This window comes from Phaeobacter porticola, from assembly GCF_001888185.1.
Taxonomy (GTDB): domain Bacteria; phylum Pseudomonadota; class Alphaproteobacteria; order Rhodobacterales; family Rhodobacteraceae; genus Phaeobacter; species Phaeobacter porticola.
Genome location: NZ_CP016366.1, coordinates 100,463 through 126,697 on the forward strand (window position 1 = coordinate 100,463; position 26,235 = coordinate 126,697).

Here is a 26,235-nt window from a genome sequence, read left to right on the forward strand (position 1 = left end):
TGTTGGTCCTTTAGGCGAATGAGATATCAACGTGGCCGAATGGGCCAAAGTCGGCGGTGATCTGGGCGCCAGGCGGGCATTCAACGGGGCGAATGAAACTACCCGAAAGGATGATCTGACCGGGTTCGATGCTTTGGCCATACTGCGCCATGCGGCGAGCAAGCCAAACCACGCTTTCAACCGGATCATTCAGCACCCCTGCCCCAAGGCCGGTTTCTTCCACCTCGCCGTTTCGCGACGTGATGGCCCCGACCCAGCGCAGATCAAAGGCATCGATGGCGTGTTTCTGTGGGCCCAGCACAACACCCGCATTCGCGGCATTATCGCTGATGGTGTCAAAAACCTTACGCGTTTCCCCAGTCTGCGGGTCTGCGCGCAATATCCGCGTGTCGAGGATTTCAATAGAGGGCGCAACATAATCCGTCGCCGCAATCACATCGTCACGGGTGACGTTGGCACCCCCCAAGGGGGACTTCAGCACAAACGCAATTTCGGCCTCGATCCGTGGTTGGATAAACCGACCCGCCGGCACAGTCGCGCCATGATCAAACGCCATGTCGTCAAACAAGATGCCACTGTCAGGGATATCGATGTTCAGCGCATATTGCATTGCCTTGGACGTCAGCCCGATTTTCCAGCCAATGACGCTGCGCCCCTCGGCCAGCTTTGCGCGGTAGATCGCGTTTTGGACGGCATAGGCATCGTCCATCCCCATTTCGGGATGGGTCTTGGTCAACAGCCCGATTTGTTCGCCCGAACTTTCGGCGTCCAACAGATCAGCGGCGGCCTGAGCATGATCTTGCGGAGTCATAGGCGTTCGTCCTCGACGGAATTACGCAGGGTGCCGATGCCGTTCACCTCAACCTCAACCACGTCACCGGGCTTGAGGTATTGCGGTGGGTCAAGACGCGCGCCGGACCCCGTAGGTGTGCCTGTGACGATGATATCGCCGGGTTGAAGCGTCATGAACGTCGAGATGTACTCGATTTCACGGCGGATCGGATGCATCATACGGGACAGCACATCGTCTTGGCGAACCTCGCCGTTCACCCGTGTGATGATACGCGCATCATCAAGCTGGCTGGCATCGGTGAACGGAACCAGCCACGGGCCAATCGCGCCCGATTTGTCCCAGTTCTTGCCCTGCGTGACGTTGAATTTCGCGTGACGCACCCAGTCGCGGATCGTGCCTTCGTTGCAGAGCGTCAGCGCGGCGATGTGGTCGTAAGCATCGTCTTGGCTGATGCGGCGGCCCGTCTTGCCGATAACAATCGCGACCTCGCCTTCGTAATCCAGTGTTTCGTTTTCAGGTGGGCGGATCAACGGGCGATTATGGCCGGTGAACCCGCTGGCAAAGCGTGGGAACAGGGACATGTATTTCGGCTGCTCGGACCCGTCTTTGTATTCGGCGTTGCGATCGGGGAAGTTCACGCCGACGCACAGGATACGCGGAGCATTGGGCAGCACCATTTCATATTCGAACTCCGAGTGCGTGGCAGGCTTGCCTTGGGCAGCCTTTTCCAACGCGTCGAACCCACTCGCCTGAATCACATCCAGCAGGGTCGGCCACTGCGGAAAATCACCGTTTAGGGCAATCATGCCACCGTCAGTCACGGCCCCGTAAAAGGTTTCTCCATTTACGGTGTACGTCGCGTATTTCATTGAATTTGCTCCCAAACTTCTTGAATGACGGCATGGGCCATCATCACATCATCACGTGTTGTATCGAATTGGCCCACTTGGAACCGGATGATTTTGCGGCCCTGAAACGCACCTTGCGTTAGGTAAATACGCCCGTCATCGTTCAGCGCATCCACCAGCCGTTGTTGCGTCGCATCATCACCGGGGCAGCGGAACGAAAACAAGCTCAGGATCGGGTCGGTTGTGATCTCAAACTCGTCCAATTCGCGGATCGCCTCGCATAATTCTTGCGCCCAAGCGACGTGATTTCTGATGCGACTGCGCAACCCTTCAAGCCCGTAGGAGCGCAGCAGGAACCAGATTTTCAACGCACGGAACCGACGCCCAAGCGGGATCGTCCACTCAGAATAATTGGTCACAATGTCCCCCGTGGTCTTCAGATACTCGGGTTCGATTTTCAGTGTGTTCAACTGCGGCGTCGCATCGCGCAGGAACTGGATCGAACAGTCAAACTGCGCGCCAAGCCATTTGTGCGGGTTGAACACGATGCTGTCGAACCCGTCGACGTCATCCCAGAACTCGGCCCTGAATTCAGGGCAGATCATCGCAGAGCCGGCCCAAGCTGCATCAAGGTGTGTGTAAAGATCGTGCGCCTTTGCTACCGCCAAAATCGGGCCCAGATCGTCAGACCCACCGATGCCCGTCCCGCCTGTGATGGCAATGATCCCGGCGGGCGTATGGCCTGCGGCAATATCCGCCACGATAGCGGCGTCCAATGCGCCCGCGTCCATCCCAAAGCGCGCACCCTCACCGGGGATTTTCACCAGATTGGCCTGCCCGATCCCGGAAACCCAGCACGCGCGGTCAATCGATGAATGAACCTGATCGGAACAGTAAATACGCAGATGCCCCTTGCCGGATAGCCCGTCCATGTTGCCTGTGTATCCCGTCGCGCGTTCGCGCATTGTCAGCACCGCAGACAGGGTCGCCGACGACGCGCTGTCTTGGATAACGCCGGTGAACCCGTCCGCCAGCCCAAGGGCTTGGCGCAACCAATCCACCATCACGCCTTCGACCTCGGTCGCGGCGGGGGATGTTTGCCACAACATGCATTGCGCGGCGACTGAGTTGACCAGTTGTTCAGCCAGCATTGAGGGAGGTGCCGCGTTGGCCGGGAAATACGCAAAGAACCGCGGGTGCTGCCAGTGGGTCATGCCGGGCATCACGATGGATTCAAAATCTTCCAAAATCGCAGACATATCCTCGCCTGCCTCAGGCGGGGTCACCTGCAACTGCGCGCCAATACCCCCAACAGCGGTTCGGGCACGCACGGGGCGATCACGCAGCGTTTTGTGATACTGCGCGCTCCAATCCGAAATGTGTTTACCCCAATGGGCGAATTCGTCCCAATCCATGCCTTACTCCTCCGCCTCAATCCCACCCATGCAGATGTATTTGATTTCCATGAAATCATCGAGCCCGTGACGCGACCCTTCTCTGCCAAGGCCGGAGGCTTTGACCCCGCCAAATGGCGCCTCGGCTGTGGAAATCAGGCCTGTGTTCACACCAACCATGCCGTAGTCCAAGCCCTCGGACACGCGCCAAACTCGCGCGTGATTTGTGCTGTAGAAATACGATGCAAGGCCGAATTCCGTGTCGTTGGCGGCGTTTACGACCTCTGCCTCGGTTTCGAATTTGAACAACGGCGCAACGGGCCCGAAGGTTTCTTCGGTCGCGACGGCCATGTCCTCGCTCACCCCTGTAAGGATGGTTGGTTCAAAGAATGTGCCACCCATCTCGTGCGTCTTGCCGCCCAGCGTGACAGTCGCGCCCTTGGCTGTCGCATCCGCGATATGATCGCTGACTTTGGCGATCGCTGCGGTGTTGATCATAGGGCCGAATACGATCCCTTCGTCAAAACCGTTTCCGGTGGGCAGGGTCGCGACTTTCGTGGCGAGCTTTTGCGCAAAGGCATCATAGACGCCAGCCTGCACGTAAATACGATTGGCGCAGACGCAAGTCTGCCCATTGTTGCGAAATTTTGCGATCACGGCGCCCTCGACAGCGGCATCAAGATCGGCGTCATCGAACACGATAAACGGCGCGTTGCCGCCCAGTTCCAAACCCAGTTTCTTGATCGTCGGCGCGCATTGCGCATAGAGCTTTGCGCCAACGCCCGTCGACCCCGTGAAGGTCAGCTTACGTACGCTTGGGCTGTCGGTCATGACTTTGCCGATGGTTGCAGCGTCGCCTGTGATAACAGAGAATAAGCCGCTCGGCAGGCCTGCTTCTTCGGCCAAAATGGCCATTGCGATGGCCGAGAATGGCGTCAATTCGGATGGCTTCAGAACCATCGCGCATCCGGCCGCAAATGCGGGTGCCGCTTTGCGGGCGATCATGGCATTGGGGAAATTCCATGGCGTGATCGCCGCGACCACGCCAATGGGTTGTTTGACGGACAGAATGCGTTTGTCAGGTGCATGGCCCGGTGTGATCTCGCCATAGGCGCGGCGGGCCTCCTCGGCGAACCATTCGATGAAGGATGCGCCATAGGTCACCTCGCCCTTGGCTTCTGCCAGCGGTTTGCCCTGCTCTGCGGTCAGGATGCGGCCAAGATCGTCTTGATTGGCCATCATCAGGTCAAACCAACGGCGCAACACAGTGCTGCGGTCTTTCGCGGTGCGTGCGGCCCACGCTTTTTGGGCCACCTGTGCCGCGTCTATCGCTTGGGTCGTTTCCGCCGCGCCGAGATTTGGCACAAATCCGAGCGCCTCGCCGGTGGCCGGATTTGTCACTTCAATCCCGCCGCCATCCGCTTCGATCCAACGGCCCCCAACGGGGGCCGCCTGACGCAACAGATCACGGTTCTTCAAACCCAAATCCATCATGGTGCGATGATCGGGCTGGCTTTGATCTCGGAGACCTTCTGATCAACACCAACAAACGGCGTGCCATGTTTGAACCAGCTTTCCGGTGCCGCAGCCCCCCAAAGAGTCTGACGCTGCGGGTCCTGCAAGTCCCATTTGATCGGCTCAAGATCAGGGTCAACCGTCTGATAATCCGAGCAATAAATCTCAATCCGGTGACCATCCGGGTCGAGGACATAGAGGAAGAACGCGTTGGAAATGCCGTGGCGGCCGGGCCCGCGTTCGATGTTGTCGACGTAGCCTGTTGTGGCCATCAGATCGAGCAGGTCGATGATGTTAAGCGGTGTCGGCACCCAGAAGGCAACGTGGTGCATCCGCGGCCCCGTGCCGTTGGTGAACGCCATATCATGCACGCCACCCTTGCGGTGCATCCATGCGGCCCACAGCTTCTTGCTGTCGTCATCCTCGGTGTATTCCGTCACGCGGAACCCGAAATCGCTGTAGAAATCAACGGAGGCATCCACGTCGTGGCTAAAGCAGTTGAAGTGATCGATCCGCAGCGGCTTTACACCGCGGTACAGCGCATATTTCTGATGGATCGGCGCGAGGCGATCCATCTTGTGATAGAATTCCAGCGGAATGCCCATGTTGTCTGACGTCAGCAAGGTGCGGCCTTGAAAGGGGCGTTCGACCCAGGATGTCGGGCGGCCTTTACCCTTGAAATAGGCCTCTGCGCGGTCCAGGTCAGCCTCATCAAAGGTTTTGAAACCCATGACCTCAACCGTGCCCGGCTGGTCGGATTTTTGCAAAATGATGCAGTGGTGGCCGCGTTCTTCCATCGCCCGCAGATAGACGTGGCTTTCGGATTCGTCCGTGATCTGAAGGCCGATGATCTCAGTGTAAAACGTGCGCGACGCGGCAAGGTCTTTCACGTTCAAACACACATGGCTGAGGCGGATCGTGTTGAAATCGGGGTATAGATTTGGTGCGGGAACTGGCATTTCAAGTCTCCTATTGAACGGGGAAGATGACATTCGTCTGGCCAGTGCCAGAGGACGGGAAGTATTCGGTCACGACTTCGCATTTTGCATCGTAGCTATCCCAACCGAGCGCGCCATAGAGCATCGCGGTGTCATGCATCGAGCCTTCGCCACAGCAGAATTCGGCGTATTCCCCCAGCATCTTGAGGAAGGTCGCATGATCGCCGCGCTGCCACATGTCCAGCACGTGCAGATCCATCTGGCGGTTAAACTCCGAACTGATCGTGAACGTGCCGTTGTTGGCGGCGTAGTCCTTGTTCGGCCAGATTTTGTGGCTGAGAGAGCCGGACGCAACGAGAAGCACCTTACAGTCTGACGCTTCAACGGCGGCGCGGATCGCTTCGCCGACAATGCGGCTTTCGTCATGGCCGTGCACCGTGCACCACGCAGCGACCGACACGACCTTCATGTCGTGGGCGCGCGACATAAACCGCATCGGAACAAGCGTGCCGTATTCCAGCTCAAGACTGTCCAGCTTGTGGGACAATGTGTAGGCGCCGCGCTCTGACGCCTCTTTGGCAATCGCGTCCCCTAGATCCGGGTTACCTTCATAGGCATAGGGCATGTTCTGGATGAACTGCGGGAATTCGTTGGATGTAAACAGCCCTTCGAACCGGTTGTTGGCGTTGATGTGAAAGCCGGCATTGATGACCCAGTGGGTATCAAGGATCACAATCGTGTCGGCCCCTAGCTCTTTGGCACGGCGTGCGATTTCAAAGTGACCGTCAATGGCGCTCTGGCGCTTGCCCTTAACCGGGCCGTCCTGTTCGGACATCAGCATTGTCGGCACATGGGTGCACTTGGCGGCAAGAACGATCTCTCCCATCAGAGGGCTCCTAACTTGGTGATTTTATGTTGTCCGGTGGCAAAGCCGATGTGTTTTTGTTCCATGTAGAACTCAAACGACCAGTCACCGCCGTCGCGCCCGATGCCACTGGCTTTGACGCCGCCAAACGGCGTGGGCAGGTGGCGGACGTTTTCGGAGTTGACCCAGATCATGCCAGCCTCAAGGGCTTCGGTGAAGCGTAACGCGCGGGTCAGATCGTTGGTCCAGACATAGCCGGTGAGGCCGTAATCAATGTCGTTGGCCATTTCCAAGGCTTCTTCTTCCGTGGAAAACGGGATGGACGTCAGCACTGGGCCAAAGATCTCCTCTTGGGCGATACGCATCTGGTTGTTGGCGCCCGTAAACAGCGTCGGGCGGATGAAATACCCCTCGTCCCCGACCGTTACACCGCCTGCGGCCACTGTCGCGCCGTCTTCTTTGGCGATGTCAAAATAGCTGGTGACTTTGTTGAAGTGTTCCTCAGTCACCAAAGGCCCGATTTCCGTCGCTGGGTCTAGCGGGTGGCCAACTTTGATATTGTTGACGCGGGCGACCAGTTTTGCCTCGAATTCCTCGCGGATCGTATCTTGGATCAGCAGGCGCGACGATGATGTGCAGCGCTCGCCATTGATCGAATAGATCATGAAGATCACAGCATCCAAAGCGCGGTCCAGATCGGCATCTTCAAACACAATGACGGGGTTCTTGCCACCGAGTTCAAGGTGGTTCCGCTTAAGTGTATCCGCCCCCTGCTTGGTGATCAGCGAACCTGTACGGCTTTCCCCGACAAAGGCAATCGCCTTAATCTTGGGATGTTCGCAAAGTGCCTTACCTGCCCCTTCGCCAAACCCGTTGACGGTATTGAGGACGCCAGGCGGCAGGCCTGCCTCTTCGGCGATCTCAACCAACAACCGTGCGGTCAGCGGCGACGCTTCGGCAGGTTTGTGAACAACAGTGCAGCCCGCTGCGAGCGCCGGTGCAATCTTCCACGTGGACAGCATAAACGGTGTGTTCCACGGTGTGATAACACCAACTGGCCCGATTGGTTTACGCGTTGTGACATTCATAAGCGTCGCCGATTGCAACTGCTGACCGTCGCGGGCCTGAACGACCTGATCTGCGAAGTAGCGGAAGTTTTCGGCGCCACGCAGTGCTGCTTTGGACATAAACTTGTACGTCTGGCCCGTATCCCAACATTCACACAGTGCGATTTCTTCAGCGCGGGCCTCAATGCCATCGGCCACTCGGATCAAGATTTTCTTACGCTCAAGCGCGGGCATATCGCGCCACGCGGCAAAGGCATCATGGGCCGCATTGGCCGCAACATCGATGTCCGCTGCGGTACCGTGCGCGACGTCACAAATGACGGATTTATCGACGGGTGAGGTGTTCTGAAACACGCCATCTGCGCCAGCCACGTCCTGCCCCGCAATCCGGTTCAGGATGCCGGTCTTGCGGGGCCTTTCCAAAAAACCGTCCAGCTTGGCAATGTTGTCATTGAGTGCAGTCATGAGGGATCCTCCAGGTGATCGCGAACGGTGCCGAATTTCGGCGACAGATCGGCATTGATGTCGCGCATCTCGGCAGAGAGCGCGATTGAACGGGTGGCCAGCGTCGGGGCCATGAAATCTTTGAGTGCCGCAAAGACACGCGTGATGGCATCGCGCTTCACATCGTCCGCGCGGCCTTCGCGCAGGCGCACTGATAGGTCGATGAAGCCATGTTTCGGGTCGCCGTCCGCCATTGCAAAGTGATCAACGCGGGTCGCCCGCACCCGGATGCCAGCCATGGGAAACGTGTCGATCGCCGCCGCTTCAGCGCGGATCGCCTCGCACAATGCAGCCATATCTACGACGTCCTCAAGGTTGGCTGAGTATTCGATATGGAAGTGAGGCACGGCATTTCCTTAACATGTTAATTGTTGCCAAGTTAAATAATGCTATCATGCGTTGTCAACACCCTTCTTGCAGTGCATTTGAAGGGGATAGAAGATTTGAGGCCAACATGACCAAACAACTCCCGTCGACGGCACGATCCCTGCCCATTGCGCTTATCCGGGCGCGCGAGGGCGTGATGTCCCCGATCCGCGATATGTTGTCGACGACCGGAATTACCGAACAGCAATGGCGCGTTTTGCGGGTGCTGACAGAGTTCGGTCGGATGGACACGAAAACGCTCGCTGACCGCTCAAGCCTTCTGTTCCCAAGCCTGACCCGCATCGCTGCCACATTGCGCGACAAGGGATTGGTGACACAGACCCGTGACGACAAAGACCGCCGACGCCAGTTCATCGAGATCACCGCCGATGGACAAAGGATCATCGACGACCGTAGCCCCCAAGCCGCCCAGATCGTGGCAGGGTTCAAAGAGGCCTTGGGCGAGGACGACTACGAGAGGCTGCTTGATCTTTTGGCGCGCCTTGATCCCGGTGCCAACTCTTAGGTCTTCACCGTGCCATCGGCACACCACCCATCGAAAATATCGAGCGCTTTGTCGGCAAATGCCGCGTCATTGATATGGCACGAAATCCGATGCGCCGTGACGTTGGCCGGCAATGTCGCCTCAATCTCGGCCAAGAACTCCGCAAGACCTTCAGCGTTGTGGAGATCAGCGCCTTCGCGATCCCATTCACCCAAGCCATCTTCTGGCAAAATCAACTCGACAGGGCCCTTCGCCTCAGCCAACCGTTCGCAGTGGGCGCGGGCGACCATTTTGCGTTCGTCCGCCTCCAAAACGATCGATGTCAAAAGGCGGTTGTGTTCATGCTTGAGGTGATTATCCCACTTTGCCGCCATCGGTTGCCAGCCAACGACATCCACGAGGTCATAACATCCGGGGGCTACGATCTGTGGCGTGCCGCTCTTGCCCGCGTTGGTCAATCGGTCTTCGCCCGCAGAAATGCTGGACCCGTTGACGAAATTCCCCAATTCCTGCGTGCAAAGATCGAACACACAGGCAAAGGCGCCCTGCCCCGCAAGGCTCTCAAACGCCCGCCCGCCCATGCCAGTGGCGTGGAATACGGCAACTTCAAAGCCGCGTTCTTCTAGCGCGGGCTTCAGCGGAATCACGTATTTCAGCGCGGATGTGCCCAGCGACATCATCCCGATCAGCGGCTTGTCAGGGTCAGGCAACTGCACGGCGCGCGCGGCACCCAGCACGGCACCCGCCGCTTGGCTGAGGGAGGCCTTGCAGACGGAGTTCAACCCGTAAAGCCCACCAGCCCAAAGGATCATCTGCGTATCCGCCGCCAAGCGTTCGGTCGGGATCAGCGGTGAGAATGAAACGGTCGATACGATATACTTTGGCACCCCCAAAGGCAGCGCCGACGCGACATCAAGTGCCAGATCGGTGCCCATGGTCCCGCCAAGAACAATCATGCCGTCATATGCACCCTCGGCATACAACCGCGCCGCCAACAAGCTCGCGCCTTTGGCCATAATCTGCATCGCGTGGTTCTCATCGCCACTGTCGATTGCCGCCTGGATCGAACTTCCGCCCTCGCCCGCAACATCGTGTTTGGAATAATCGCAAGGCTTTGACGGGTCGCCCAACACCGACACATCCATCGTGATCACCGCACCGCCTTGATCACGGATCACACCATCCAAGAACCCCAATTCGTCGTCCTTGGTGTCGTAGGTGCCGATCACCAGAATGGTTCTATCGCTCATAGCTTGATCCACGCGGTTTTGAGATTGATATACTTTTGAATGGCATGCAGGGATTTGTCCGATCCATTGCCCGATTGCCCAACGCCCCCCAAGGGCACGGTGCCGTCCGCGCCGCCATAGGTGTTGACGTGCATCACACCCGTGCGAACATCGCGCACCATACGGTGCGCTCGGCTTAGGTTTGATGTCCAAACGCCACCCGCCAGCCCGTAAACGGTGGCATTTGCAATCTGCACGGCCTCGTCATCCGTACTAAACGAGGTCACGCCCAACACAGGGCCGAAGACCTCTTTTTGGGTCAAGGTCGCATCGGGTGTTACGCCGGTCACAATCGTGGGCGCCATGTAATAGCCGCCCGTGTCCTGCAAGATCCGCCCACCCCCCGTGACCACCTGCCCGCCCTCAGACTGCGCCGTTTCAACGAACCCGAGGTTCTGCTCCAGCTGCACTTCGGAGTTGACCGCACCAATCGCCGTGTCGACCTTCAAAGGGTCCCCGACGCGCATTGCCTCCGCCGCTTTGGCAACCGCCGCAACGAAATCGTCATGGATCGACGCCTCGACCAACAACCGCGATCCTGCCACACACACCTGACCGGAGTTGCGGAAAATACCACCTGCCGCCACCTTCGCGGCCTCGTCCAGATTGGGTGCATCGGCAAAGATGATGTGGGGGGATTTGCCGCCCAACTCCAGATAAACGCGCTTCATGTTGGATCGCGCGGCATATTCCATCAATCGCCGCCCCGTGCCGCCAGACCCTGTGAAGACAAGCACATCGATGTCCATCGAAAGTCCCATCGCTTCTCCGACGACTTTGCCTTCACCTGTCACGGCGTTCAGCACGCCGGGCGGCAATCCGGCCTCAAGCGCGAGGTCACACATCTTCATCAAGGACAGCGACGCGGTTTCGGACGGTTTGAGCACAACCGAGTTGCCTATCGCCAACGCGGGCCCGAGTTTCCATGCGCCGATCATCATCGGGAAATTCCACGGGATGATTGCGCCTACAACACCGACGGGTTCTTTGTGGATCATACCCAAAAAATTGGATGGCGTCGGGGCGATCTCGCCGTAAATCTTATCCAGCGCTTCGGCGTAATAGCGGATGGTGCCCGCCGCGGACCCCGGTTCTGCCTTCAGCGCCATGCCGATTTCAGTGCCGTTGTCGCGCACTCCAAGAACGGCAAGTTCAAGCGCATTGGCCTCAATCAGGTCAGCCCATTTCATCAACACTTTCTTGCGCGCAGCTGGGGGCTGCCCCGCCCAACGGCGATCTTCAAATGCGGCGCGGGCGGAAGCGATGGCCGCCTCCATATCTGCAGCGGTGCCCTTGGCTGTGGTGGTCAAAACCTGCCCGTCGATCGGCGATAGAATGTCCATTGTCCCGCCATCAGACGCAGGTACATGTTTGCCTTCGATCAGGTGCGAAAACGCGGGAACGGGCTGCGCACGAAGCGCGTCTATCTTGGTCTGGTCCATGGGTCCTACCGTGTTTGGCTGTCGTGCATATCGTGATCCTCTTCGGGCTCATGGGCGCGGTATTCTTTGACAAGGGTGCGCACATGCAGTGCCAGAACCAAGAGGATGATCACGAACAGGATGAAGGTGATGGGCCGGTCAATCATATCGAGCGGCGAATTGAGGCGCGGCGTCGCGGAACGCAGTTTGACCTCCATGATACCGCCCAAGACCATGCCAAGGATGATCGGCACAATCGGCAGGTTCAGTCGCTTGAGGATCAGGCCCAAAACGCCGAACGCCGCGGAAATCATGCAATCCGTCAGCGAATTGCGCAGCGAGTAGACCCCGACAAAAGACAAGATCAGGATCATCACACCAAGGAACCGTGTCGGCACGCGAATGATCTTGGTCAGCAGGTTCGTCGAGAACAGCAAGAACACCATCACAATAACATTTAACGCGATCAGCGCGAAATAGAGGCCATAGACCAGATCGATATTGTTCTGGAACAGTTGCGGGCCGGGGATGACGTTATGCACGTAAAACACCGACAGCATCATCGCGGTCAACGCCTCGCCAGGGATGCCAAGCGCCAGCAACGGGATCATCGCGGCGGCAGGCACCGCGTTGTTGGCGGCCTCTGATGCGATCAGACCTTCGGGGGAGCCTTTGCCGAACTTGTCGGGATCCTTGGATGTTTTCTGGGCGTAGGTATAGCTCATGAATTGGGCCGTAAACTCGCCCGTGCCGGGGATCATCCCAAGGATTACACCAAAACCGGACGCAACGGTTGCCACGCGTTTGTGCTTCATCAACTCGCGAAGACCAACCGACATCCGCCCCTTTACTGGCTTTGCGTCAGGGCTGCCATCAGAGTCGGTCAGAAGAAAAAACGCTTGGCTGAGGGCGAAAAGCCCGAGCACCACCACGATCAGGTTTACGCCGGAACTCAGGAATGAATACCCGAACGTATAGCGCTGCGTGTAGGTCACCGCGTCCAGCCCGATCGTCTGCAAAAAGATGCCAAACATCGCGAGCATTCCGGCGGCAAAAATCTGCCCGCGATGCGCAAGGATCACAAGGATGACGCCCAGAAGTGCTGCCAGAAAAATCTCGCGCGAGCCGAACATCGGCGCAATCCACGCAAGAACGGGTGACAGCAGGATCAGGCAGAGAATGCCAAAAATACCGCCCCAAAAGGATGCGGAATAGGCCAGTGATAGGGCACGGTGCCCTTCGCCATTTTCTGTCATTGGGTAACCGTCATAAGACGTGAGCGCATTCACCGCCGTGCCCGGTGTGTTGATCAGGATCGCGGGAATCGCGCCGCCATACATTGACGAGCCATAAATCCCCAACAGCATCGTCAGCCCGACAATCGGATCAAGCGAGAAGGTCGCGGGCAGCAGGATCGCAATGGCAACCGCAGGGCCAACACCGGGAATCGCGCCGATGATCACACCGCCGATGGACCCCACAAGCAACGCGAGCATCACATCCCAGCGTGCCAACATCTCAAGGCCAAGAAGAACATTTTCCATCGCTCGGATCCGATCAGAAATAAGTCAGCATGATTTGGCGCAACCCGTCTGGCAGCGCCTCATAGATACGTCCCGCCGGTAGGTTCACCCTCAGCAGGGTCTTGAACAGCAAAACGACCACAAACGAAGATGCGATGGCTGCACCGATCATTTTGGCGCTGCGATATCCGACACGAAGGCAAAGCAGCACGGCGAACAAGACCGTCGTGGGCAGATACCCCGCATAAGGAACCGCCGCGGCATAGGCGATAAACCAACCGGCGTATTCAACAGATTTGACCCAGTGCCAAACCTCGCCCCAACGACCGCTGAGACGTTCAGAAAGGGCGGAGCCAAGAAGGTGAAACCCAGCGAACCCTGTCATCGCAATCAGCGATATGGCGGGCCAAAAGCGTGGTTGTGCCACAAGTTTCCCGCGCGATTGATAGGCGGTCTGCTCAAACAGTTGCGACAACAGGAAGACTGAGAAAACAAGCACAACCCACGCGAACACGATGTCCCCGGGGCGGCGGTAGCGTTTGAATAATGATTGAAGCGTTTTGACGCGCGACATGGCCAGCCCCCTAGAAGAATAGAAAAGGTCGGGCGACAAAAGCCGCCCGACCGTTAGGTTTTACTCAGCGAGCATCGCTTCGATGCCGGCCATCGTTTCGATGTCCTTTTCGATCTGCGTGACAACCTCGGCGGCGGGCTGCCAGTAGACCAACGCACCAGTTTCAGCGGCCAACGTCTGCGCGCGCTCAGACATCATTGTCTGTTCAGCAACGGCGCTGATCTTGTCTTGAATGTCCTGCGGTGTGTCCGCGTGGACGAACAGACCGTTCCAAAGTGCCACGTCAAGATTTGGCGCGAGCTCAGCCACGGTTGGTGCGTCAGGTGTCAGGCCAATCCGCTCTGCGCCGATGGAGGCCAGTACGGTCACATCGTCGAGGCAAGGCAGGATCAGCTGCAATGTTGTATTGATCACGTCCACATCGCCAGAGGCCAACGTGTTGCAATCCAGCGCATCAAAGGCCGCGTCAGCCGCATAGGAAAAACCCATTTCGCTGGCCAAACCAAAGGTCACCTGCGTTGGAACCAATGGCGCACCGAAGTGACCAAGCACGACATCATTGTCCGCTGCGTGAGCGGCCAGTTCTTCCATTGTCGCGTAGGGGGCATTGCCGCTTGTAGCGATGACAAACGGATAGGTCAGGAAGTTGCCAAGAGGCACAAAGGGATCAGGGTTCAGCTCAGGAATGCCGATCTGCGGACCCACAACAGGGATCGCGATGATGAAGGACCCGATTGTGTAACCATCAGCCGGCGCGTTTGCGACTTCGATTGCGCCGGGGAATGGGCCACCGCCTCCACCTGGCTTGTTCACAACAGCCGTTGGCACGCCGTACGTTTCGGAAAAATCCTCGGCGATCATGCGCGTCAGCACGTCTTCCAGATCACCCGGAGGCCACGGCACAACAAACTCGACCGGCTTCTCTGGGTATTCCGCTTGCGCGGACCCTGCGACGGCAGCCAGCGCAAGCGCCATAGCTGTGACCGATTTTGTAAACTTCGACATTTCGTTCTCCCTTGCAGTGGTTCATATATTGAACCGTTGTTCTGTAAAAAAGGTTGCCTTGTTAATTATCCTGTGTCAAACTTTTTTATCCCAAGCTGGAAAGGGTTCCCTTGAAATGTCGTCCGTGACCAAAGCACTTGATCTTCTCTGCCACTTCTCTGCCGCGCGTGCCGAGATCGGGCTGTCGCAGTTGTGCCGGATCGCAAAACGCGACAAGGCGACGACCTATCGCCACCTTCAGGCGCTTGAAATTTCAGGGTTTATTGAACAGAACCCATCAACCAAACAGTACCGCCTCGGGCCTGCCGTGCTACAACTTGCACAGACCCGCGAGGCAACAGTCCCGCGCAAGGCAAGCACCGAGGAGCCCCTACTCGACCTCGCTGAAACGACAGGTGAGACAGCGCACGTTACGGTTCTGTCGGGTACTAAAGTCTACGGTTTGGCATCCTGCGATTCGCCCCGACATGGCACCCGCGCGATCATCGACATTGATACGTTTCCGCTTCATGCCACCGCATCCGGCCTGTGCGCGCTTGCATTCGGCCCCGAAGACTTGATGGACACGGCGCTGGCCGATCTCACGACATTCACGCAAACAACGGCGACCACCCCGGACACTTTGAAAGAGGCCGTTCAAGCGATCCGTCAAACCGGCTTCGGGCGCGCAATGCGCACCTATGAGGTAGAGATCGAGGGCCTCTCTGCACCCCTGTTCGACCAAACCGGACAGTACGCAGGTGCAGTGTCCGTCGCCAGTGTTGCGACGCGGTTCACACCCGAACTGGAACGCACCATCAAAGAACACTTGATGATCGCGAGCCGCGACATCAGCCACAACTGGGGTGGCACCATCCCAAGCGAAATCGAAGGCCTCTGGGCCAATTCAATCACCGCTCGCCATGCATTGGAATCCACATCATGAAAGACTCAAACTTCCTCAAAGAGAACAACGGCCGCCTGATGTGGCATCCGATGACGTCGCCCAAAGACAGCATCGACAATCCGCCGAAAATCATCACCGGATCTGGCGGCGTCAGCATCACTGACATCGACGGGCACACAGTCGTTGATGGCGTGGGTGGCCTCTGGAACGTGAACCTTGGCTATTCGTGCCAGCCCGTCAAAGACGCGATGGCCGCGCAGCTTGATAAGCTGCCCTACTATTCAACCTTCCGTGGAACCTCCAACGACGTCGCGATTGAGCTGTCCTATGAGCTGTCCGAATTCTTCGAGCCCGACGGCCTGTCGCGCGCGTTCTTTACATCCGGCGGGTCGGACTCAGTTGAAACCGCCCTGCGCCTTGCGCGCCAGTACCACAAACTGCGCGGTGAAGAGGGTCGCACGAAATTCCTGAGCCTCAAGAAAGGCTACCACGGCACCCACATCGGCGGGGCCTCGGTCAACGGCAACGCGAACTTCCGCACGGCTTATGAGCCACTCTTACCGGGCTGTTATCACATCCCTGCCCCCTATACCTACCGCAACCCCTTCAACGAAACCGATCCGGAAAAACTGGCGCATCTGTGCGTGCAAGCGTTGGAGGACGAAATCGCGTTCCAAGGAGCCAGCACAATCGCCGCCATGATCATGGAGCCGATCCTTGGCGCAGGTGGCGTGATCCCACCCCATAAATCCTTCGCGCCGATGGTGCAGGACATCTGCAACCGTCACGGCATATTGCTGATCACAGATGAGGTCATCACGGCGTATGGGCGCACGGGCGCATGGTCCGGCGCGCGGCTCTGGGGCATCCAGCCTGACATGATGTGCACCGCCAAGGCGATCACCAACGGCTACTTCCCGTTTGGCGCCCTGATGCTCGGTCACCGCGTGGTTGACGTTTTCGAGGACAACCCCGACGCCAAGATAGGCCATGGCTACACCTATTCCGGGCACCCTGTCGGGGCGGCCGCCGCACTTGCCTGTCTGCAAGAAACCAAACGCCTGAACGTGATCGAAAACGCCGCCGCACGGGGAACGCAACTGTTCGACGGCGCCAAGGCGCTGATGGCGAAATACGATATCATTGGCGATGTTCGCGGGGGCCATGGCCTGATGACTGCAATCGAAATGGTGGCAGACCGCGCCACCAAGAAGCCGATCGATGCAGGCACAGCGCAGATCGTCCAAGACGTCGCCTATGAAAATGGCGCGATGGTGCGCGTGTCTGGCCCCAACCTCATTCTGTCGCCGCCATTGGTGCTGACGGAAAATGACGCAACCATCATACTAACCGCACTCGACGCAGGCTTTGCCGCCGCAAGCAAAGGGTAAATCATGTCTGACAACTACGTCGCTCTCTTGGGCACCAAAGGAGGGCCATCGATCCGCCCCGGATCGTCAATGCCAACGTCCAATTTGTTCGTGATGAACGGCCAACATATCGTCGTGGACTGCGCCCTTGGCGTGACGCGCGGGCTGGTCGATCAGGGATTTATCCTGAAAGACCTATCCACGATCTTGATCAGCCACCTGCATTCTGACCACTACCTCGAGCTCGGACCTCTGATCCACACCGCGTGGTGTTCGGGCCTGACAACGGTGGTCGATATCTACGGCCCCGAGGGCATCCAGGACCATTGGGATGGTTTCGTCGCCTCGATGAAGGCCGACATTGATTTGCGGATCGTGGATGACGGGCGTGATGATTTGCGCGATTTCGTGCGCGTCCATGTGATCGACGAAGGCACGGTGCTTGAACGGGATGGGTTAACCATTACCGCCATCCGCTCCGAGCACCCCCCGTTGATCGACTGCTTCGCGTTCTCTTTCAAAACGGCCGATCACCATGCGGTGTTTTCCGGCGACACTGCCCCGATCAAGGCGCTTGAGGAGTTCTCGCGCGGGGCCGATCTGCTGATCCACGAGGCGATGCTTAAATCCGCCCTGCCCTCGTTGCTTGAACGGATCGGCAATGGCAGTGACAAACTGATGGCCCACTGGCTGCGCTCGCACACCTTTGCCCATGACGCGGCGATCACGGCGGCGAATGCGGGTGTCAAACGCTTGGCCTTGTCACACTTGATCCCGTCCGATGATCCGACCTATGGCCCGAAAGACTGGCAAGACGCCTGCGCAGATCATTACGACGGTGAGCTGATCGTCGGCCACGACGGCATCCGTATCGAGTTATGACCCGAACAACCCAACAACTGATCGCAGATCGCGCCCGCCTGATGGGGCCGAATGTGTCGACGTTCTATGACGATCCGGTGCACTTCGTGCGCGGGGAAGGCGTTTGGCTGTGGGATGCAGGCGGGCGCAAGTATCTGGATTGTTACAACAATGTCCCCCATGTGGGGCACTGCAACCCGCGCGTGGTAGATGCAATCTGTCGTCAGGCCAGCACGCTCAACACCCACACGCGGTATCTTCATGACGGTATTCTGGACTACATCGAAAAGCTGACAGGCACGATGGATGCGTCGCTCGATACAGCCATCCTCACCTGCACCGGGTCCGAGGCCAACGACATCGCCCTGCGCATGGCCGAGGCTGTGACAGGCAAACGCGGGATCATCGCAACAGACACCACGTATCACGGCAACACATCGCTGGTCAGTCAGTTGTCCAAATCAAACATCCCAACGGTCGGCTTCGGCCTTGGCCAATACTTCCGGTTCGTTGACGCGCCCGACAGTTACCGTGCACCCGACCCCGACGGCACAATCTTTGCAGCCCTGGTCGCTGACCAAATCGAAGGGCTAATCGAGGACGGCACGGGCTTTGCCGCTCTCGTCGTTTGCCCCTACTTCCTGAACGAAGGCTTCCCCGACAACCCCGATGGCTGGTTGAAGCCTGTGGCAGACGTCGTTCACAAAGCCGGTGGGCTTCTAATCTGCGATGAAGTTCAGTCGGGCTTTGGACGGACAGGCACCCACCTCTGGGCGCACGAGAAGACGGGCGTCGTTCCTGACATCATGGTGCTGGGCAAACCGATGGCCAACGGCCACCCGGTTGGCGGGGTTGTCGCGAACCGCGATATCGTGGCCGAGTTCCGTAAGGGCTATCGCTATTTCAACACCTTTGGCGGCAATCCAGTGTCTTGTGCGGCGGCCATGGCCGTTCTCGAAGAGATCGAAGCAGAGGGTTTGCAGGCCAACGCCAAAGTGGTCGGAGATCACGCCCGCACCCGTCTGAATGCGCTCGCCGCCAAACATGAAATTATCGGCGATGGGCGTGGCTCCGGCCTAATCTTTGGCGCAGAACTGGTCACGGATCGCGCTACCAAAGCCCCCGCCAGCGATCTGACGGACCGCATCATCAACACAATGCGCCAGCGAGGAATCATCCATTCCAAACTGGGTCGCCATAAGAACACCCTGAAAATCCGCCCGCCGATGCCGTTCTCGATCGAAAACGCGGACCTGTTGTTCGACACCCTCGATGATGTGCTGAGCGAGGTCACAGGGTGAACGCAACTGTCGATAATGCCCTCTCCCTATGGGGCCTGACAGACGCGGGTTACAACCTGGTCGCTGCGCGTGAAAATGCGGTTTATAAGGTGGAAACGCCCACCGACGTTTTCGCCTTGCGTCTGCATCGGCAAGAGTATCGCACAAACGTCGAGTTGGATTCTGAACTCCATTGGATGAAAGCCATCAGCGATGGCGGCCTGAGTGTTCCCTCCCCGATCCCGTCGAAAACGGGCGACGTCATGCATATGGTAGATGGCGTTCAGGTGGATGTTCTGGATTGGCTGTCCGGTGACACGCTTGACGCAGTGCTGATCAAATCGGACGCCAAGACTCGTGTCGCGTTGTTTCAGACACTTGGTCAAGACATGGCGCGCCTGCATGACATTTGCGATACGTGGCAGCGGCCCTTAGGTTTCTCGCGCTGCGCATGGGACATAGATAGTTTGCTGGGTGACGCGCCTCTTTGGGATAGGTTTTGGGACAATCCCGGCCTTACCGCCAAAGACCGATATCTGTTTCATACCTTCCGGCATAAAACCCGCACCGATCTAGCCGACTCTGCAAAAAACCTGGACTATGGCTTGATCCACGCCGACCTCGTGGCCGCGAATGTTATGGTTGATGGAACAGGCCTGCATTTCATCGATTTCGATGATGGCGGCTACGGCTATCGCGTGTTCGAGCTTGCGACAGCGCTGCTCAAACACATCGACGCACCTGACTACGGCGACCTAAAGCAGGCCCTCATCTGCGGCTATACATCAACCCGACCCATCGACCTCGCGACGCTCGATCTGTTCATGGCGCTGCGGGCCACGACCTATGTCGGATGGAACATCACGCGGATGGGCGAGGACGGCGGCGGGGCCCGCAATACCCGCTTTATCAATACAGCAACAAAGCTCGCGGCAGATTACATCGGCTGACGGCACAGTTTTCGAGAAGGGACTTACAATGCAATTTCATCTCAACGGGTTCAAACCGGGTAATTATCAGGTTCCTGATGCGGCGCGCAAAGCCTACCCCACACCGCCAATCGAAGACCTGCCAACTGAAGTAGATGTGCTGATCGTTGGCACTGGCCCCGCTGGTCTGACTATGGCGCGCCAGATGTCAGAGTTTGACGATATCAGCACCTGTATCGTGGACATGGCAGAGGGTCCGTTGTTGTTCGGGCGGGCAGATGGGATATCATGCCGCACGATTGAAATCATGGAAGCCTTCAACAGCAGCGAAATGGTCGAAAAAGAGACCTATAAGCTGATGCAAAACACGTTCTGGGAACCGGATGCCACGAACCCGCAGAACATCAAACGCAAATACAAGATCGCCGATGCGCGTCTTGGCATGTCCGAATTTACGCACGGCATCGTCAATCAAGCACGCCTGCACGAACTACTGCTCGACGGTATGGCGAATGCGACAACCAAATTGCGGCCCCATTACAGCCGCGAATTGGTTGATCTGGTGATCGATGAAAACCTGACCCAAGACCTTGATGCACATCCGATCACGGCGACATTCAAACGGACTGACGAGGCAGGCAACGGCAAGGTCGAAACGGTAAAGGCACGGTTTGCCGTCGGCAGTGACGGTGGCAGAAGCCGCGTGCGTAAGAGCCTCGATATCGCACTTGAAGGCGATTCCGCCGATAAGGCTTGGGGCGTGATGGACATCCTGCTCAACACCGATTTCCCCGACATCCGCGTCAAAAGCTTTATCCAGTCCAAGGACTTTGGCGCCGTCATGACAATCCCGCGTGAAGGCGGCTACCTGATCCGGTTTTATGTTGAGCTGGACCTGATCGATAAAGACAAACGCGCGACAGATATCAAACTGACCGAACAAGACATCATCGCGAAGGCGCAGAAAATCTTTCACCCCTACACTTTGGATGTCAAAGAAGTAGCGTGGTGGTCGATTTATTCTGTTGGTCAGCGCCTTGCCAACCGATTTGACAACCGCCCCGCGGATGCCACAGACGACATTATACCGCGCGCCTTTTTGGCCGGTGATGCGTGCCACACGCACAGCCCAAAGGGGGGTTGGGGCCTGAACACGTCTTTGCCAGACACGTTCAACCTCGGCTGGAAAATGGCCGCGGTTCTGCAAGGCAGAAGCAAACCAGCGTTGTTGGCCACCTACAGCACCGAGCGACGCAAAGTCGCGAACCAACTCATTAACGCGGACAAAGAGCTGTCAAAACTCGTGGCCACGCGACCAACTGCGGGCAATGGATCAGGCAAAGCCGAAGTCGACACTGCCAAGATTGAAGCCTTCATGGAACGCCAAAGCGGTTTCGTCAGCGGAACCTCTATCGAGTATTTCCCGTCCTACATTTCCACCGGTCAAGGCAACCAACATTTGGCAACCGGCTTCAAGATCGGCCAACGGTTCCACTCGGCGCAAGCAACACGCGTCGCTGATGGAGCGCTCCAACATTTAGGCCATCTGGTCAAAGCAGACGGTCGCTGGCGCATCTTCGTGTTCGGCGGAGCGCAAGACCCGACAGAGACGTCATCGGATGCGTATCAACTCATTGAGTTCCTAGCGAACGACGCCACGTCCCCCGTGCCGAAATATACGCCGAAGGGTTCCGATATCGACTCCGTCATTGATACCTACGCCGTCTTCCAACAGCCCGATTTGTCCATGCACGATCTGCATGATTACCTGTGGCCCGCAAAAGGCAAATACGGGTTGCGCGACTATGAAAAAGTGTTCCACGCGCAGGACGGTAACGACATCTATGATCTTCGCGGTGTTGATCGGGATGCAGGATGCGTTGTGATCGTCAGACCCGATCAGCATATCGCCGCAGTCTTGCCAATTGCAGCTCACAAGGACCTCTCAAGCTTCTTTGATGCTTTCATGATTGGGTAGGTCTAAGGCGCCTTCGCAGCCTGTGGTTGGGATTCTTAAGATTAGAACAGCATTCGCCTATCAGTATGAGCTCCTTATCAGAAACTCGCGAAGTAGCTTGAGTGTACTTTCACTCTACATGAACACCTTACATGCGGGCATCTCCATGTGAAATACGCTTGGTGACAGTGCGCTGGCTAAGTGTCAAACTATCTTATCCGAATAATGTGCAGCAAAAAGCTATGAACATCCTGGAAAATAAGGGTGGGGCCAACGTACTTCGCATTATCCGGTCCTCGTGATAACTGCTGTAATGACGAGCTCGCCATTAACGCAACCAATGCGCAATGTAGGACGCGTGTTCGTCACGCGGTTCCGGTGACAGTCCGAGATCAGCGGCCAGAAACGCTGCGCCAAGCTCCGCGACCAATTCTTCCTGGGCATAGCCTTCGTCACCCCAGCGTTTGCGACCGAAGCTGCGATCAAGGCGTTTGGGGTGTCAATGAGCGTTCAAAGTTGACCCGGTTTCAGCATTTAAAATTGACCCACCCCATGTGGCGCAAAGCCCCCAGGCGGGCCGCCCTCATATAGCGAGTCCGTCTGGGGGCTTTGCTTTCGGGACGGTTACTTTTCTCTGCGGCTTTTGCTCTGAGCAAAGCGATAGGACGTGTTGCCGGTTTCGATGATTGCGCAATGGTGGGTGACGCGATCCAGCAGCGCGGTGGTCATCTTGGCATCGCCAAAGACCGAGACCCACTCTCCGAACTCCAGGTTGGTGGTGATGATGACGCTGGTTTTCTCGTAGAGCTTGCTGATCAGATGGAACAGCAATGCTCCGCCAGACTTGGGGAACGGGATGTAGCCCAGCTCGTCGATGATGACGCAATCCAGAGCCGAGAGTTGCCGGATGATCTTCCCGGCATTGCCCTCGGCCTGTTCCTTGATCAGGGCGTTGATCAGATCGACGGCGTTGAAGAAGCGTGCCTTCTTGCCGTTGGTGATCAGGGTGGTGCCCAAAGCGATGGCGATATGGGTTTTGCCGGTGCCGGTTCCGCCCACCAGGATGAGGTTGTGCGCCTCTTGGGTGAACTGCCCTGTGCAGAACGGTTCGATCTGGGTCTGGGTGATGGCGGCAGCACCATAATCGAAGGTGGCGAAGTCCTTATGATGGGGGAACTTCGCGATCCTCATTTGATACTGGATAGAGCGCGCCCGCCGCTCTACAGTCTCCGCGTCGATCAGTTGCTTTATCGCTGTGGTCAGACTTGGTGGCTTGCGCGCGGACAGCAAATCATGTGCGCAAGCTGCCATTCCGTGCAACCTCAGGGCGGTCAGTTGGTCGATCAGGGCGTTCATGCGGCAACCTCCTCAGTCGAGCACAGGATCTCATAGCGCTTGCAGTCGGCCTCGGGTCGCAGGGTCAGTTGCGGATAGGCATAGGCTTCGCTGAGCGGCGTGATGACCGGCTCCACCAACTGGTTAATCAGGTTGATGATGGCGGGCAGGCGGAGGGTGTTTTGTGCCACGGCCAGTTCACAAGCCATCTCGACAACCTCGATCCCGTGATCCTGGACGAGCAGAAGCAGATCAACGAACTCCCGATCCCCGCCCTTGTCTGCCATGTAATGTTCCCTGATCTGGTGCATGGCCTCAGGCAGTTGCCAGTCCACGAAGGGTGCGCCATTGCGTAGGGCGCCGGGCTTGCGATCCAGCAGAGGAACATAGTGCCAGGGTTCAAAGTAGCTGACGTTGCGGGTGAAGCGGCGCTTATGCTCGGCGATGATATCCTGGCCCGACACCAGCATAATCCGGCCCGCATAAGCGCGCAGCGACACATGTTGACCGGCAAAGTGGGACGGGACGCTGTAGCGGTTGCTGGCATATTGAACCAGGCAAGTGGATCGGACACGAACCGTCTTCTCAACATAGCCGTCAAAAGGCCGACCCAAGGGGCGCAGCTCGGCGCGTTCGTCTTCGAACACCTCGGCAATCGTGCGATCCTGCTGTTCGGGATGGGGACGATTGGCCAGTTCTTCACAGCGCAGGCGCAACCAGTTGTTCAGCGCATCAAGATCTTCAAAGGCAGGCTTGGGCACAAACAACCGGCCGCGCAAAAACTGGACCTGGTTCTCGACCTGCCCCTTCTCCCAACCCGCTGCGGGCGTGCAGGCAACAGGTTCCATCACATAGTGGTTCATCAGAGCCAGGAACCGGGGATGGAATATCCGGTCCTTCGAGCGGGACACATAGGTCACCATGGTCTTGGGGTTATCAATGATCACCCGTCGTGGAACCCCGCCATAGAAAGACAGTGCCTGCACAAAAGCATCCAGAACCATCTCCTGGGCTTCGCCGGGATAGGCGATCACCAAAGGCTTGCGGCTGTGGCACAGGCGGAAATGGGCAACCTAGATCTTTTGTTCAACGCCGCCCAGGACAACCCGTTCTTCGCTCCAGTCAAACTGAAGGGCGTCACCAGCAGCAAAATGCAGGGGGATAAAAGCATCGCCAGAACCGGCGCCAGCCCGCTTCAGATCGCGGACAAATCGCTGAACTGGAGAATAGGACCCGGTGTAGCCTTCCACCACGAGCTGCTCATAAAGCTTCTGGGCCGTTCGCCGCTCCCGACGTGGTCGCTTCTGGTCCTGATCGAACAGTTCCTGAAGCCGGAGATCAAACCCGTTGCACAGTTTGTGCCGAACCGGTGGAGCCTGGCGCTGGTAGCTCGGCGGGCTCTCATCCTTCAAATACTTCTTGATCGTGTTGCGCGATAATCCCGTCGCCCGCGCAACAGACCGGATACTGCGCCCTTCAACCAGCACCCACAGACGGATCTTCGATACACTTTCCATCAATAACACCTGCTCTTTCCTCCGCACTTGAAGCGCGGATGTTAACGAAACAGGTGGGTCAATTTTACTCGCTCATAACCCACCTAAGTGGGTCAATTTCGCATGCCGATTCACAGCGCCGATCCGACAACAAGCGCTTGGGTGCCGTGCTCGAGCACATCAAAGACATGCAAGATAAGGCCCCGCCAAAATATCCAGTCAGAACAAATTCTGAGAAGATGGGGTATAAGCCAAATGGCAAACGTCCCGGCAGACCTTCCAGCGCACGTGCCAAAAAAGACGATTGTACAGGCGGCGGAATAGGCCCAGGTTTGCGGCATGGATACTGACGACGACCCAGAGATCATCTTCTCCGATTACACGCAATCCGTTGTCATCGACGGGCATCATTTCGATGTCGAGATATATAAGACCAGCATCCATCCCGGCTGGATCCTGTCCGTAGAGAACCAGTTCGGAACGTTGACCGTGTCGGACAATCCACCCTTTTTCGGCGACGTCCTCGCCTGGCGCGCCTTTGAGGAACTCGTCCGCGAGGAAGGTATCAAAGCCTTCTACAACAAGAAAGAGCGTCGCAAGCTTGGTCTATGACCAACCACCGCAAGGCTTATCAACCCTACGATATATGACGTCTCCGGGCTGCTAAACCTTGCTACCGGCAGCGCATTTGGTGACACTTCTGCTTTGCGCAACCAGTGACATTTCTGAATGGTGTTTACAAGCGCTGTATCATATTGCGCGCTACTTTGAAGTGCGACTCCTGTTAGAAAACAATGAGTTATCTAATGGAAAGAATATTACATGGGAACCCGTGATGGGCAAGATCGTGAAAGCCATGAAAGACCTGCCCCTGATTGCCCGCAGATCGATTACATTTGATCGTGGCACTCAGTTCGTCAGTTGGCCTCATTTGCAATCTGAGATTGGAACGCAAACCTGGTTCTGCGATCCCTCCTCTCTCTGGCAAAAAGGCACCGTGGAGAACACCAACCGCCGCGCCCGACGCTGGCTTCCCCGCAAGCGCGATATCAGAGGGATGACCGACCATGGTATCAAGCAGATCTGCGACCAGCTCAACAGCACGCACCGCAAATGCCTCGGATGGAAAACACCCGCTGAGGTCTTCCGCGAAAAGATGATGGAAGAGATGGGCAAGGTCCCCTACCCTCAGAAGCAATAGGAGCGCGGTTCAGGTATCGCTTACAAGTTGGACTGACTCGGCGATTTGTGGCCTGATACCCGCAGCTCCGAGTTCGTTTACGCGCCATCGGGTTAAGAACACCCCCCAACTTAGGGTCTGATTTAGGCTCTTGACAGCCCATCGCTGTGGCAAAGATGCCGGTTTTCGGTAGTCGAGCCTCAAAAATCGACCCTTCGGAGCCATTTTATCTGCTTTCGGTAAGAATCTGTTGCCAAGTTGGACTGCCTCGTCATAAATAACGGTAAATACAGCTCTGGCGAAAAAGAGCGTTACAGCATGGGACGAGGCAGCA

Annotated in this window: 24 protein-coding genes and 2 pseudogenes; 9 read left to right on the plus strand and 17 right to left on the minus strand. The window is 57.3% G+C overall.

The window, feature by feature from the left end:
* Positions 1 to 10 precede the first annotated feature (10 nt).
* Genes hpaH through PhaeoP97_RS19090 form a run of 8 tightly spaced genes read right to left on the minus strand, consistent with a single transcriptional unit; the run spans position 11 to position 8,271 of the window.
* Positions 11 to 811: a 2-oxo-hept-4-ene-1,7-dioate hydratase gene (gene hpaH / locus PhaeoP97_RS19055; protein ID WP_072506818.1), complete on the minus strand. Its 801-nt coding sequence runs from the start codon at positions 809 to 811 to the stop codon at positions 11 to 13.
* Entirely contained in the window at positions 808 to 1,662 is an 855-nt protein-coding gene (locus PhaeoP97_RS19060) for a fumarylacetoacetate hydrolase family protein (RefSeq protein ID WP_072506819.1), read from the minus strand. The genes hpaH and PhaeoP97_RS19060 overlap by 4 nt, the downstream gene beginning before the upstream one ends.
* Positions 1,659 to 3,056, minus strand: coding sequence for a pyridoxal phosphate-dependent decarboxylase family protein (locus PhaeoP97_RS19065; RefSeq protein ID WP_072506820.1), 1,398 nt, complete (start codon positions 3,054 to 3,056; stop codon positions 1,659 to 1,661). Before PhaeoP97_RS19065 ends, PhaeoP97_RS19060 begins: the two co-directional genes overlap by 4 nt.
* Before the next feature lie 3 nt (positions 3,057 to 3,059).
* Positions 3,060 to 4,526 (minus strand): NAD-dependent succinate-semialdehyde dehydrogenase, encoded by a 1,467-nt coding sequence (locus tag PhaeoP97_RS19070; protein ID WP_420849026.1) that lies wholly within the window; start codon positions 4,524 to 4,526, stop codon positions 3,060 to 3,062.
* Positions 4,526 to 5,509, minus strand: a complete 984-nt coding sequence (gene hpaD, locus PhaeoP97_RS19075; protein ID WP_072506821.1) for a 3,4-dihydroxyphenylacetate 2,3-dioxygenase — start codon at positions 5,507 to 5,509, stop codon at positions 4,526 to 4,528. The genes PhaeoP97_RS19070 and hpaD (PhaeoP97_RS19075) overlap by 1 nt, the downstream gene beginning before the upstream one ends.
* Positions 5,510 to 5,519: 10 nt before the next feature.
* A complete protein-coding gene (gene hpaD / locus PhaeoP97_RS19080; RefSeq protein ID WP_072506822.1) occupies positions 5,520 to 6,374 on the minus strand; it encodes a 3,4-dihydroxyphenylacetate 2,3-dioxygenase in 855 nt (284 codons plus the stop codon).
* The gene (gene hpaE, locus PhaeoP97_RS19085) at positions 6,374 to 7,885 is read right to left on the minus strand and encodes a 5-carboxymethyl-2-hydroxymuconate semialdehyde dehydrogenase (protein WP_072506823.1); all 1,512 of its coding nucleotides are present in this window, start codon (positions 7,883 to 7,885) and stop codon (positions 6,374 to 6,376) included. Before hpaE ends, hpaD (PhaeoP97_RS19080) begins: the two co-directional genes overlap by 1 nt.
* The gene (locus PhaeoP97_RS19090; protein WP_072506824.1) at positions 7,882 to 8,271 is read right to left on the minus strand and encodes a 5-carboxymethyl-2-hydroxymuconate Delta-isomerase; all 390 of its coding nucleotides are present in this window, start codon (positions 8,269 to 8,271) and stop codon (positions 7,882 to 7,884) included. Before PhaeoP97_RS19090 ends, hpaE begins: the two co-directional genes overlap by 4 nt.
* 107 nt (positions 8,272 to 8,378) lie before the next feature.
* Between PhaeoP97_RS19090 and hpaR the strand changes: the two genes are divergently transcribed.
* On the plus strand, positions 8,379 to 8,816 hold the full coding sequence (gene hpaR, locus PhaeoP97_RS19095) for a homoprotocatechuate degradation operon regulator HpaR (RefSeq protein WP_072506825.1): 438 nt from the start codon (positions 8,379 to 8,381) through the stop codon (positions 8,814 to 8,816).
* On the opposite strand, the gene PhaeoP97_RS19100 is transcribed toward hpaR, so the two are convergent.
* The 5 genes from PhaeoP97_RS19100 to PhaeoP97_RS19120 are packed head-to-tail and all read right to left on the minus strand — an operon-like array spanning position 8,813 to position 14,607.
* Positions 8,813 to 10,045 (minus strand): Tm-1-like ATP-binding domain-containing protein, encoded by a 1,233-nt coding sequence (locus PhaeoP97_RS19100; protein WP_072506826.1) that lies wholly within the window; start codon positions 10,043 to 10,045, stop codon positions 8,813 to 8,815. The two genes, hpaR and PhaeoP97_RS19100, sit on opposite strands and share 4 nt — an antisense overlap.
* Positions 10,042 to 11,526 carry an aldehyde dehydrogenase family protein gene (locus tag PhaeoP97_RS19105; RefSeq protein WP_072506827.1) on the minus strand — a complete coding sequence of 495 codons (1,485 nt, stop codon included), beginning with the start codon at positions 11,524 to 11,526 and terminating at the stop codon, positions 10,042 to 10,044. Before PhaeoP97_RS19105 ends, PhaeoP97_RS19100 begins: the two co-directional genes overlap by 4 nt.
* Before the next feature lie 5 nt (positions 11,527 to 11,531).
* Positions 11,532 to 13,049 carry a tripartite tricarboxylate transporter permease gene (locus PhaeoP97_RS19110; protein WP_072506828.1) on the minus strand — a complete coding sequence of 506 codons (1,518 nt, stop codon included), beginning with the start codon at positions 13,047 to 13,049 and terminating at the stop codon, positions 11,532 to 11,534.
* A 13-nt stretch (positions 13,050 to 13,062) separates the two neighbouring features.
* Positions 13,063 to 13,602, minus strand: a complete 540-nt coding sequence (locus tag PhaeoP97_RS19115; protein WP_072506829.1) for a tripartite tricarboxylate transporter TctB family protein — start codon at positions 13,600 to 13,602, stop codon at positions 13,063 to 13,065.
* 60 nt (positions 13,603 to 13,662) lie between these two features.
* Positions 13,663 to 14,607, minus strand: a complete 945-nt coding sequence (locus tag PhaeoP97_RS19120; protein WP_072506830.1) for a tripartite tricarboxylate transporter substrate-binding protein — start codon at positions 14,605 to 14,607, stop codon at positions 13,663 to 13,665.
* Here PhaeoP97_RS19120 and PhaeoP97_RS19125 point away from each other — a divergent pair.
* Genes PhaeoP97_RS19125 through PhaeoP97_RS19150 form a run of 6 tightly spaced genes read left to right on the plus strand, consistent with a single transcriptional unit; the run spans position 14,582 to position 21,911 of the window.
* Positions 14,582 to 15,532, plus strand: a complete 951-nt coding sequence (locus PhaeoP97_RS19125) for an IclR family transcriptional regulator (protein WP_237029052.1) — start codon at positions 14,582 to 14,584, stop codon at positions 15,530 to 15,532. The genes PhaeoP97_RS19120 and PhaeoP97_RS19125 overlap by 26 nt on opposite strands.
* Positions 15,529 to 16,884, plus strand: coding sequence for an aspartate aminotransferase family protein (locus PhaeoP97_RS19130; protein ID WP_072506832.1), 1,356 nt, complete (start codon positions 15,529 to 15,531; stop codon positions 16,882 to 16,884). Before PhaeoP97_RS19125 ends, PhaeoP97_RS19130 begins: the two co-directional genes overlap by 4 nt.
* A gap of 3 nt (positions 16,885 to 16,887) precedes the next feature.
* A complete protein-coding gene (locus tag PhaeoP97_RS19135; RefSeq protein WP_072506833.1) occupies positions 16,888 to 17,745 on the plus strand; it encodes an MBL fold metallo-hydrolase in 858 nt (285 codons plus the stop codon).
* Positions 17,742 to 19,025, plus strand: a complete 1,284-nt coding sequence (locus tag PhaeoP97_RS19140) for an aspartate aminotransferase family protein (protein WP_072506834.1) — start codon at positions 17,742 to 17,744, stop codon at positions 19,023 to 19,025. Before PhaeoP97_RS19135 ends, PhaeoP97_RS19140 begins: the two co-directional genes overlap by 4 nt.
* Positions 19,022 to 19,954: a phosphotransferase enzyme family protein gene (locus tag PhaeoP97_RS19145; protein ID WP_072506835.1), complete on the plus strand. Its 933-nt coding sequence runs from the start codon at positions 19,022 to 19,024 to the stop codon at positions 19,952 to 19,954. The genes PhaeoP97_RS19140 and PhaeoP97_RS19145 overlap by 4 nt, the downstream gene beginning before the upstream one ends.
* Positions 19,955 to 19,982: 28 nt before the next feature.
* Positions 19,983 to 21,911: an FAD-dependent monooxygenase gene (locus PhaeoP97_RS19150; protein ID WP_072506836.1), complete on the plus strand. Its 1,929-nt coding sequence runs from the start codon at positions 19,983 to 19,985 to the stop codon at positions 21,909 to 21,911.
* 310 nt (positions 21,912 to 22,221) lie between these two features.
* Here PhaeoP97_RS19150 and PhaeoP97_RS19155 read toward each other — a convergent pair.
* The 4 genes and pseudogenes from PhaeoP97_RS19155 to PhaeoP97_RS20570 form a co-directional block, all read right to left on the minus strand.
* Positions 22,222 to 22,389 (minus strand): annotated as a pseudogene (locus tag PhaeoP97_RS19155) (zincin-like metallopeptidase domain-containing protein); the annotation flags it as partial.
* Between the two features lie 125 nt (positions 22,390 to 22,514).
* On the minus strand, positions 22,515 to 23,246 hold the full coding sequence (gene istB / locus PhaeoP97_RS19160; protein ID WP_072503358.1) for an IS21-like element helper ATPase IstB: 732 nt from the start codon (positions 23,244 to 23,246) through the stop codon (positions 22,515 to 22,517).
* A complete protein-coding gene (locus PhaeoP97_RS19165; RefSeq protein ID WP_237029020.1) occupies positions 23,243 to 24,259 on the minus strand; it encodes a Mu transposase domain-containing protein in 1,017 nt (338 codons plus the stop codon). Before PhaeoP97_RS19165 ends, istB begins: the two co-directional genes overlap by 4 nt.
* Before the next feature lie 39 nt (positions 24,260 to 24,298).
* Positions 24,299 to 24,742 carry a hypothetical protein gene (locus PhaeoP97_RS20570; protein ID WP_217525901.1) on the minus strand — a complete coding sequence of 148 codons (444 nt, stop codon included), beginning with the start codon at positions 24,740 to 24,742 and terminating at the stop codon, positions 24,299 to 24,301.
* A gap of 318 nt (positions 24,743 to 25,060) precedes the next feature.
* Between PhaeoP97_RS20570 and PhaeoP97_RS19170 the strand changes: the two genes are divergently transcribed.
* Together PhaeoP97_RS19170 and PhaeoP97_RS19175 are read left to right on the plus strand one after the other, a co-directional pair.
* Positions 25,061 to 25,333 carry a hypothetical protein gene (locus PhaeoP97_RS19170; protein WP_072504604.1) on the plus strand — a complete coding sequence of 91 codons (273 nt, stop codon included), beginning with the start codon at positions 25,061 to 25,063 and terminating at the stop codon, positions 25,331 to 25,333.
* A gap of 214 nt (positions 25,334 to 25,547) precedes the next feature.
* Positions 25,548 to 25,922 (plus strand): annotated as a pseudogene (locus PhaeoP97_RS19175) (IS30 family transposase); the annotation flags it as partial.
* Positions 25,923 to 26,235: the final 313 nt, after the last annotated feature.

Coding starts and splice junctions, on each gene's coding strand:
- PhaeoP97_RS19130 (WP_072506832.1), top strand. CDS start 15,529: ATGAAAGACTCAAACTTCCTCAAAGAGAACAACGGCCGCCTGATGTGG.
- hpaD (WP_072506822.1), bottom strand. CDS start 6,374: ATGGGAGAGATCGTTCTTGCCGCCAAGTGCACCCATGTGCCGACAATG.
- PhaeoP97_RS19100 (WP_072506826.1), bottom strand. CDS start 10,045: ATGAGCGATAGAACCATTCTGGTGATCGGCACCTACGACACCAAGGAC.
- PhaeoP97_RS19135 (WP_072506833.1), top strand. CDS start 16,888: ATGTCTGACAACTACGTCGCTCTCTTGGGCACCAAAGGAGGGCCATCG.
- PhaeoP97_RS19110 (WP_072506828.1), bottom strand. CDS start 13,049: ATGGAAAATGTTCTTCTTGGCCTTGAGATGTTGGCACGCTGGGATGTG.
- PhaeoP97_RS19115 (WP_072506829.1), bottom strand. CDS start 13,602: ATGTCGCGCGTCAAAACGCTTCAATCATTATTCAAACGCTACCGCCGC.
- PhaeoP97_RS19060 (WP_072506819.1), bottom strand. CDS start 1,662: ATGAAATACGCGACGTACACCGTAAATGGAGAAACCTTTTACGGGGCC.
- PhaeoP97_RS19105 (WP_072506827.1), bottom strand. CDS start 11,526: ATGGACCAGACCAAGATAGACGCGCTTCGTGCGCAGCCCGTTCCCGCG.
- hpaD (WP_072506821.1), bottom strand. CDS start 5,509: ATGCCAGTTCCCGCACCAAATCTATACCCCGATTTCAACACGATCCGC.
- PhaeoP97_RS19140 (WP_072506834.1), top strand. CDS start 17,742: ATGACCCGAACAACCCAACAACTGATCGCAGATCGCGCCCGCCTGATG.
- hpaH (WP_072506818.1), bottom strand. CDS start 811: ATGACTCCGCAAGATCATGCTCAGGCCGCCGCTGATCTGTTGGACGCC.
- PhaeoP97_RS20570 (WP_217525901.1), bottom strand. CDS start 24,742: ATGGAAAGTGTATCGAAGATCCGTCTGTGGGTGCTGGTTGAAGGGCGC.
- PhaeoP97_RS19150 (WP_072506836.1), top strand. CDS start 19,983: ATGCAATTTCATCTCAACGGGTTCAAACCGGGTAATTATCAGGTTCCT.
- PhaeoP97_RS19065 (WP_072506820.1), bottom strand. CDS start 3,056: ATGGATTGGGACGAATTCGCCCATTGGGGTAAACACATTTCGGATTGG.
- hpaE (WP_072506823.1), bottom strand. CDS start 7,885: ATGACTGCACTCAATGACAACATTGCCAAGCTGGACGGTTTTTTGGAA.
- PhaeoP97_RS19070 (WP_420849026.1), bottom strand. CDS start 4,526: ATGGATTTGGGTTTGAAGAACCGTGATCTGTTGCGTCAGGCGGCCCCC.
- PhaeoP97_RS19170 (WP_072504604.1), top strand. CDS start 25,061: ATGGATACTGACGACGACCCAGAGATCATCTTCTCCGATTACACGCAA.
- hpaR (WP_072506825.1), top strand. CDS start 8,379: ATGACCAAACAACTCCCGTCGACGGCACGATCCCTGCCCATTGCGCTT.
- istB (WP_072503358.1), bottom strand. CDS start 23,246: ATGAACGCCCTGATCGACCAACTGACCGCCCTGAGGTTGCACGGAATG.
- PhaeoP97_RS19120 (WP_072506830.1), bottom strand. CDS start 14,607: ATGTCGAAGTTTACAAAATCGGTCACAGCTATGGCGCTTGCGCTGGCT.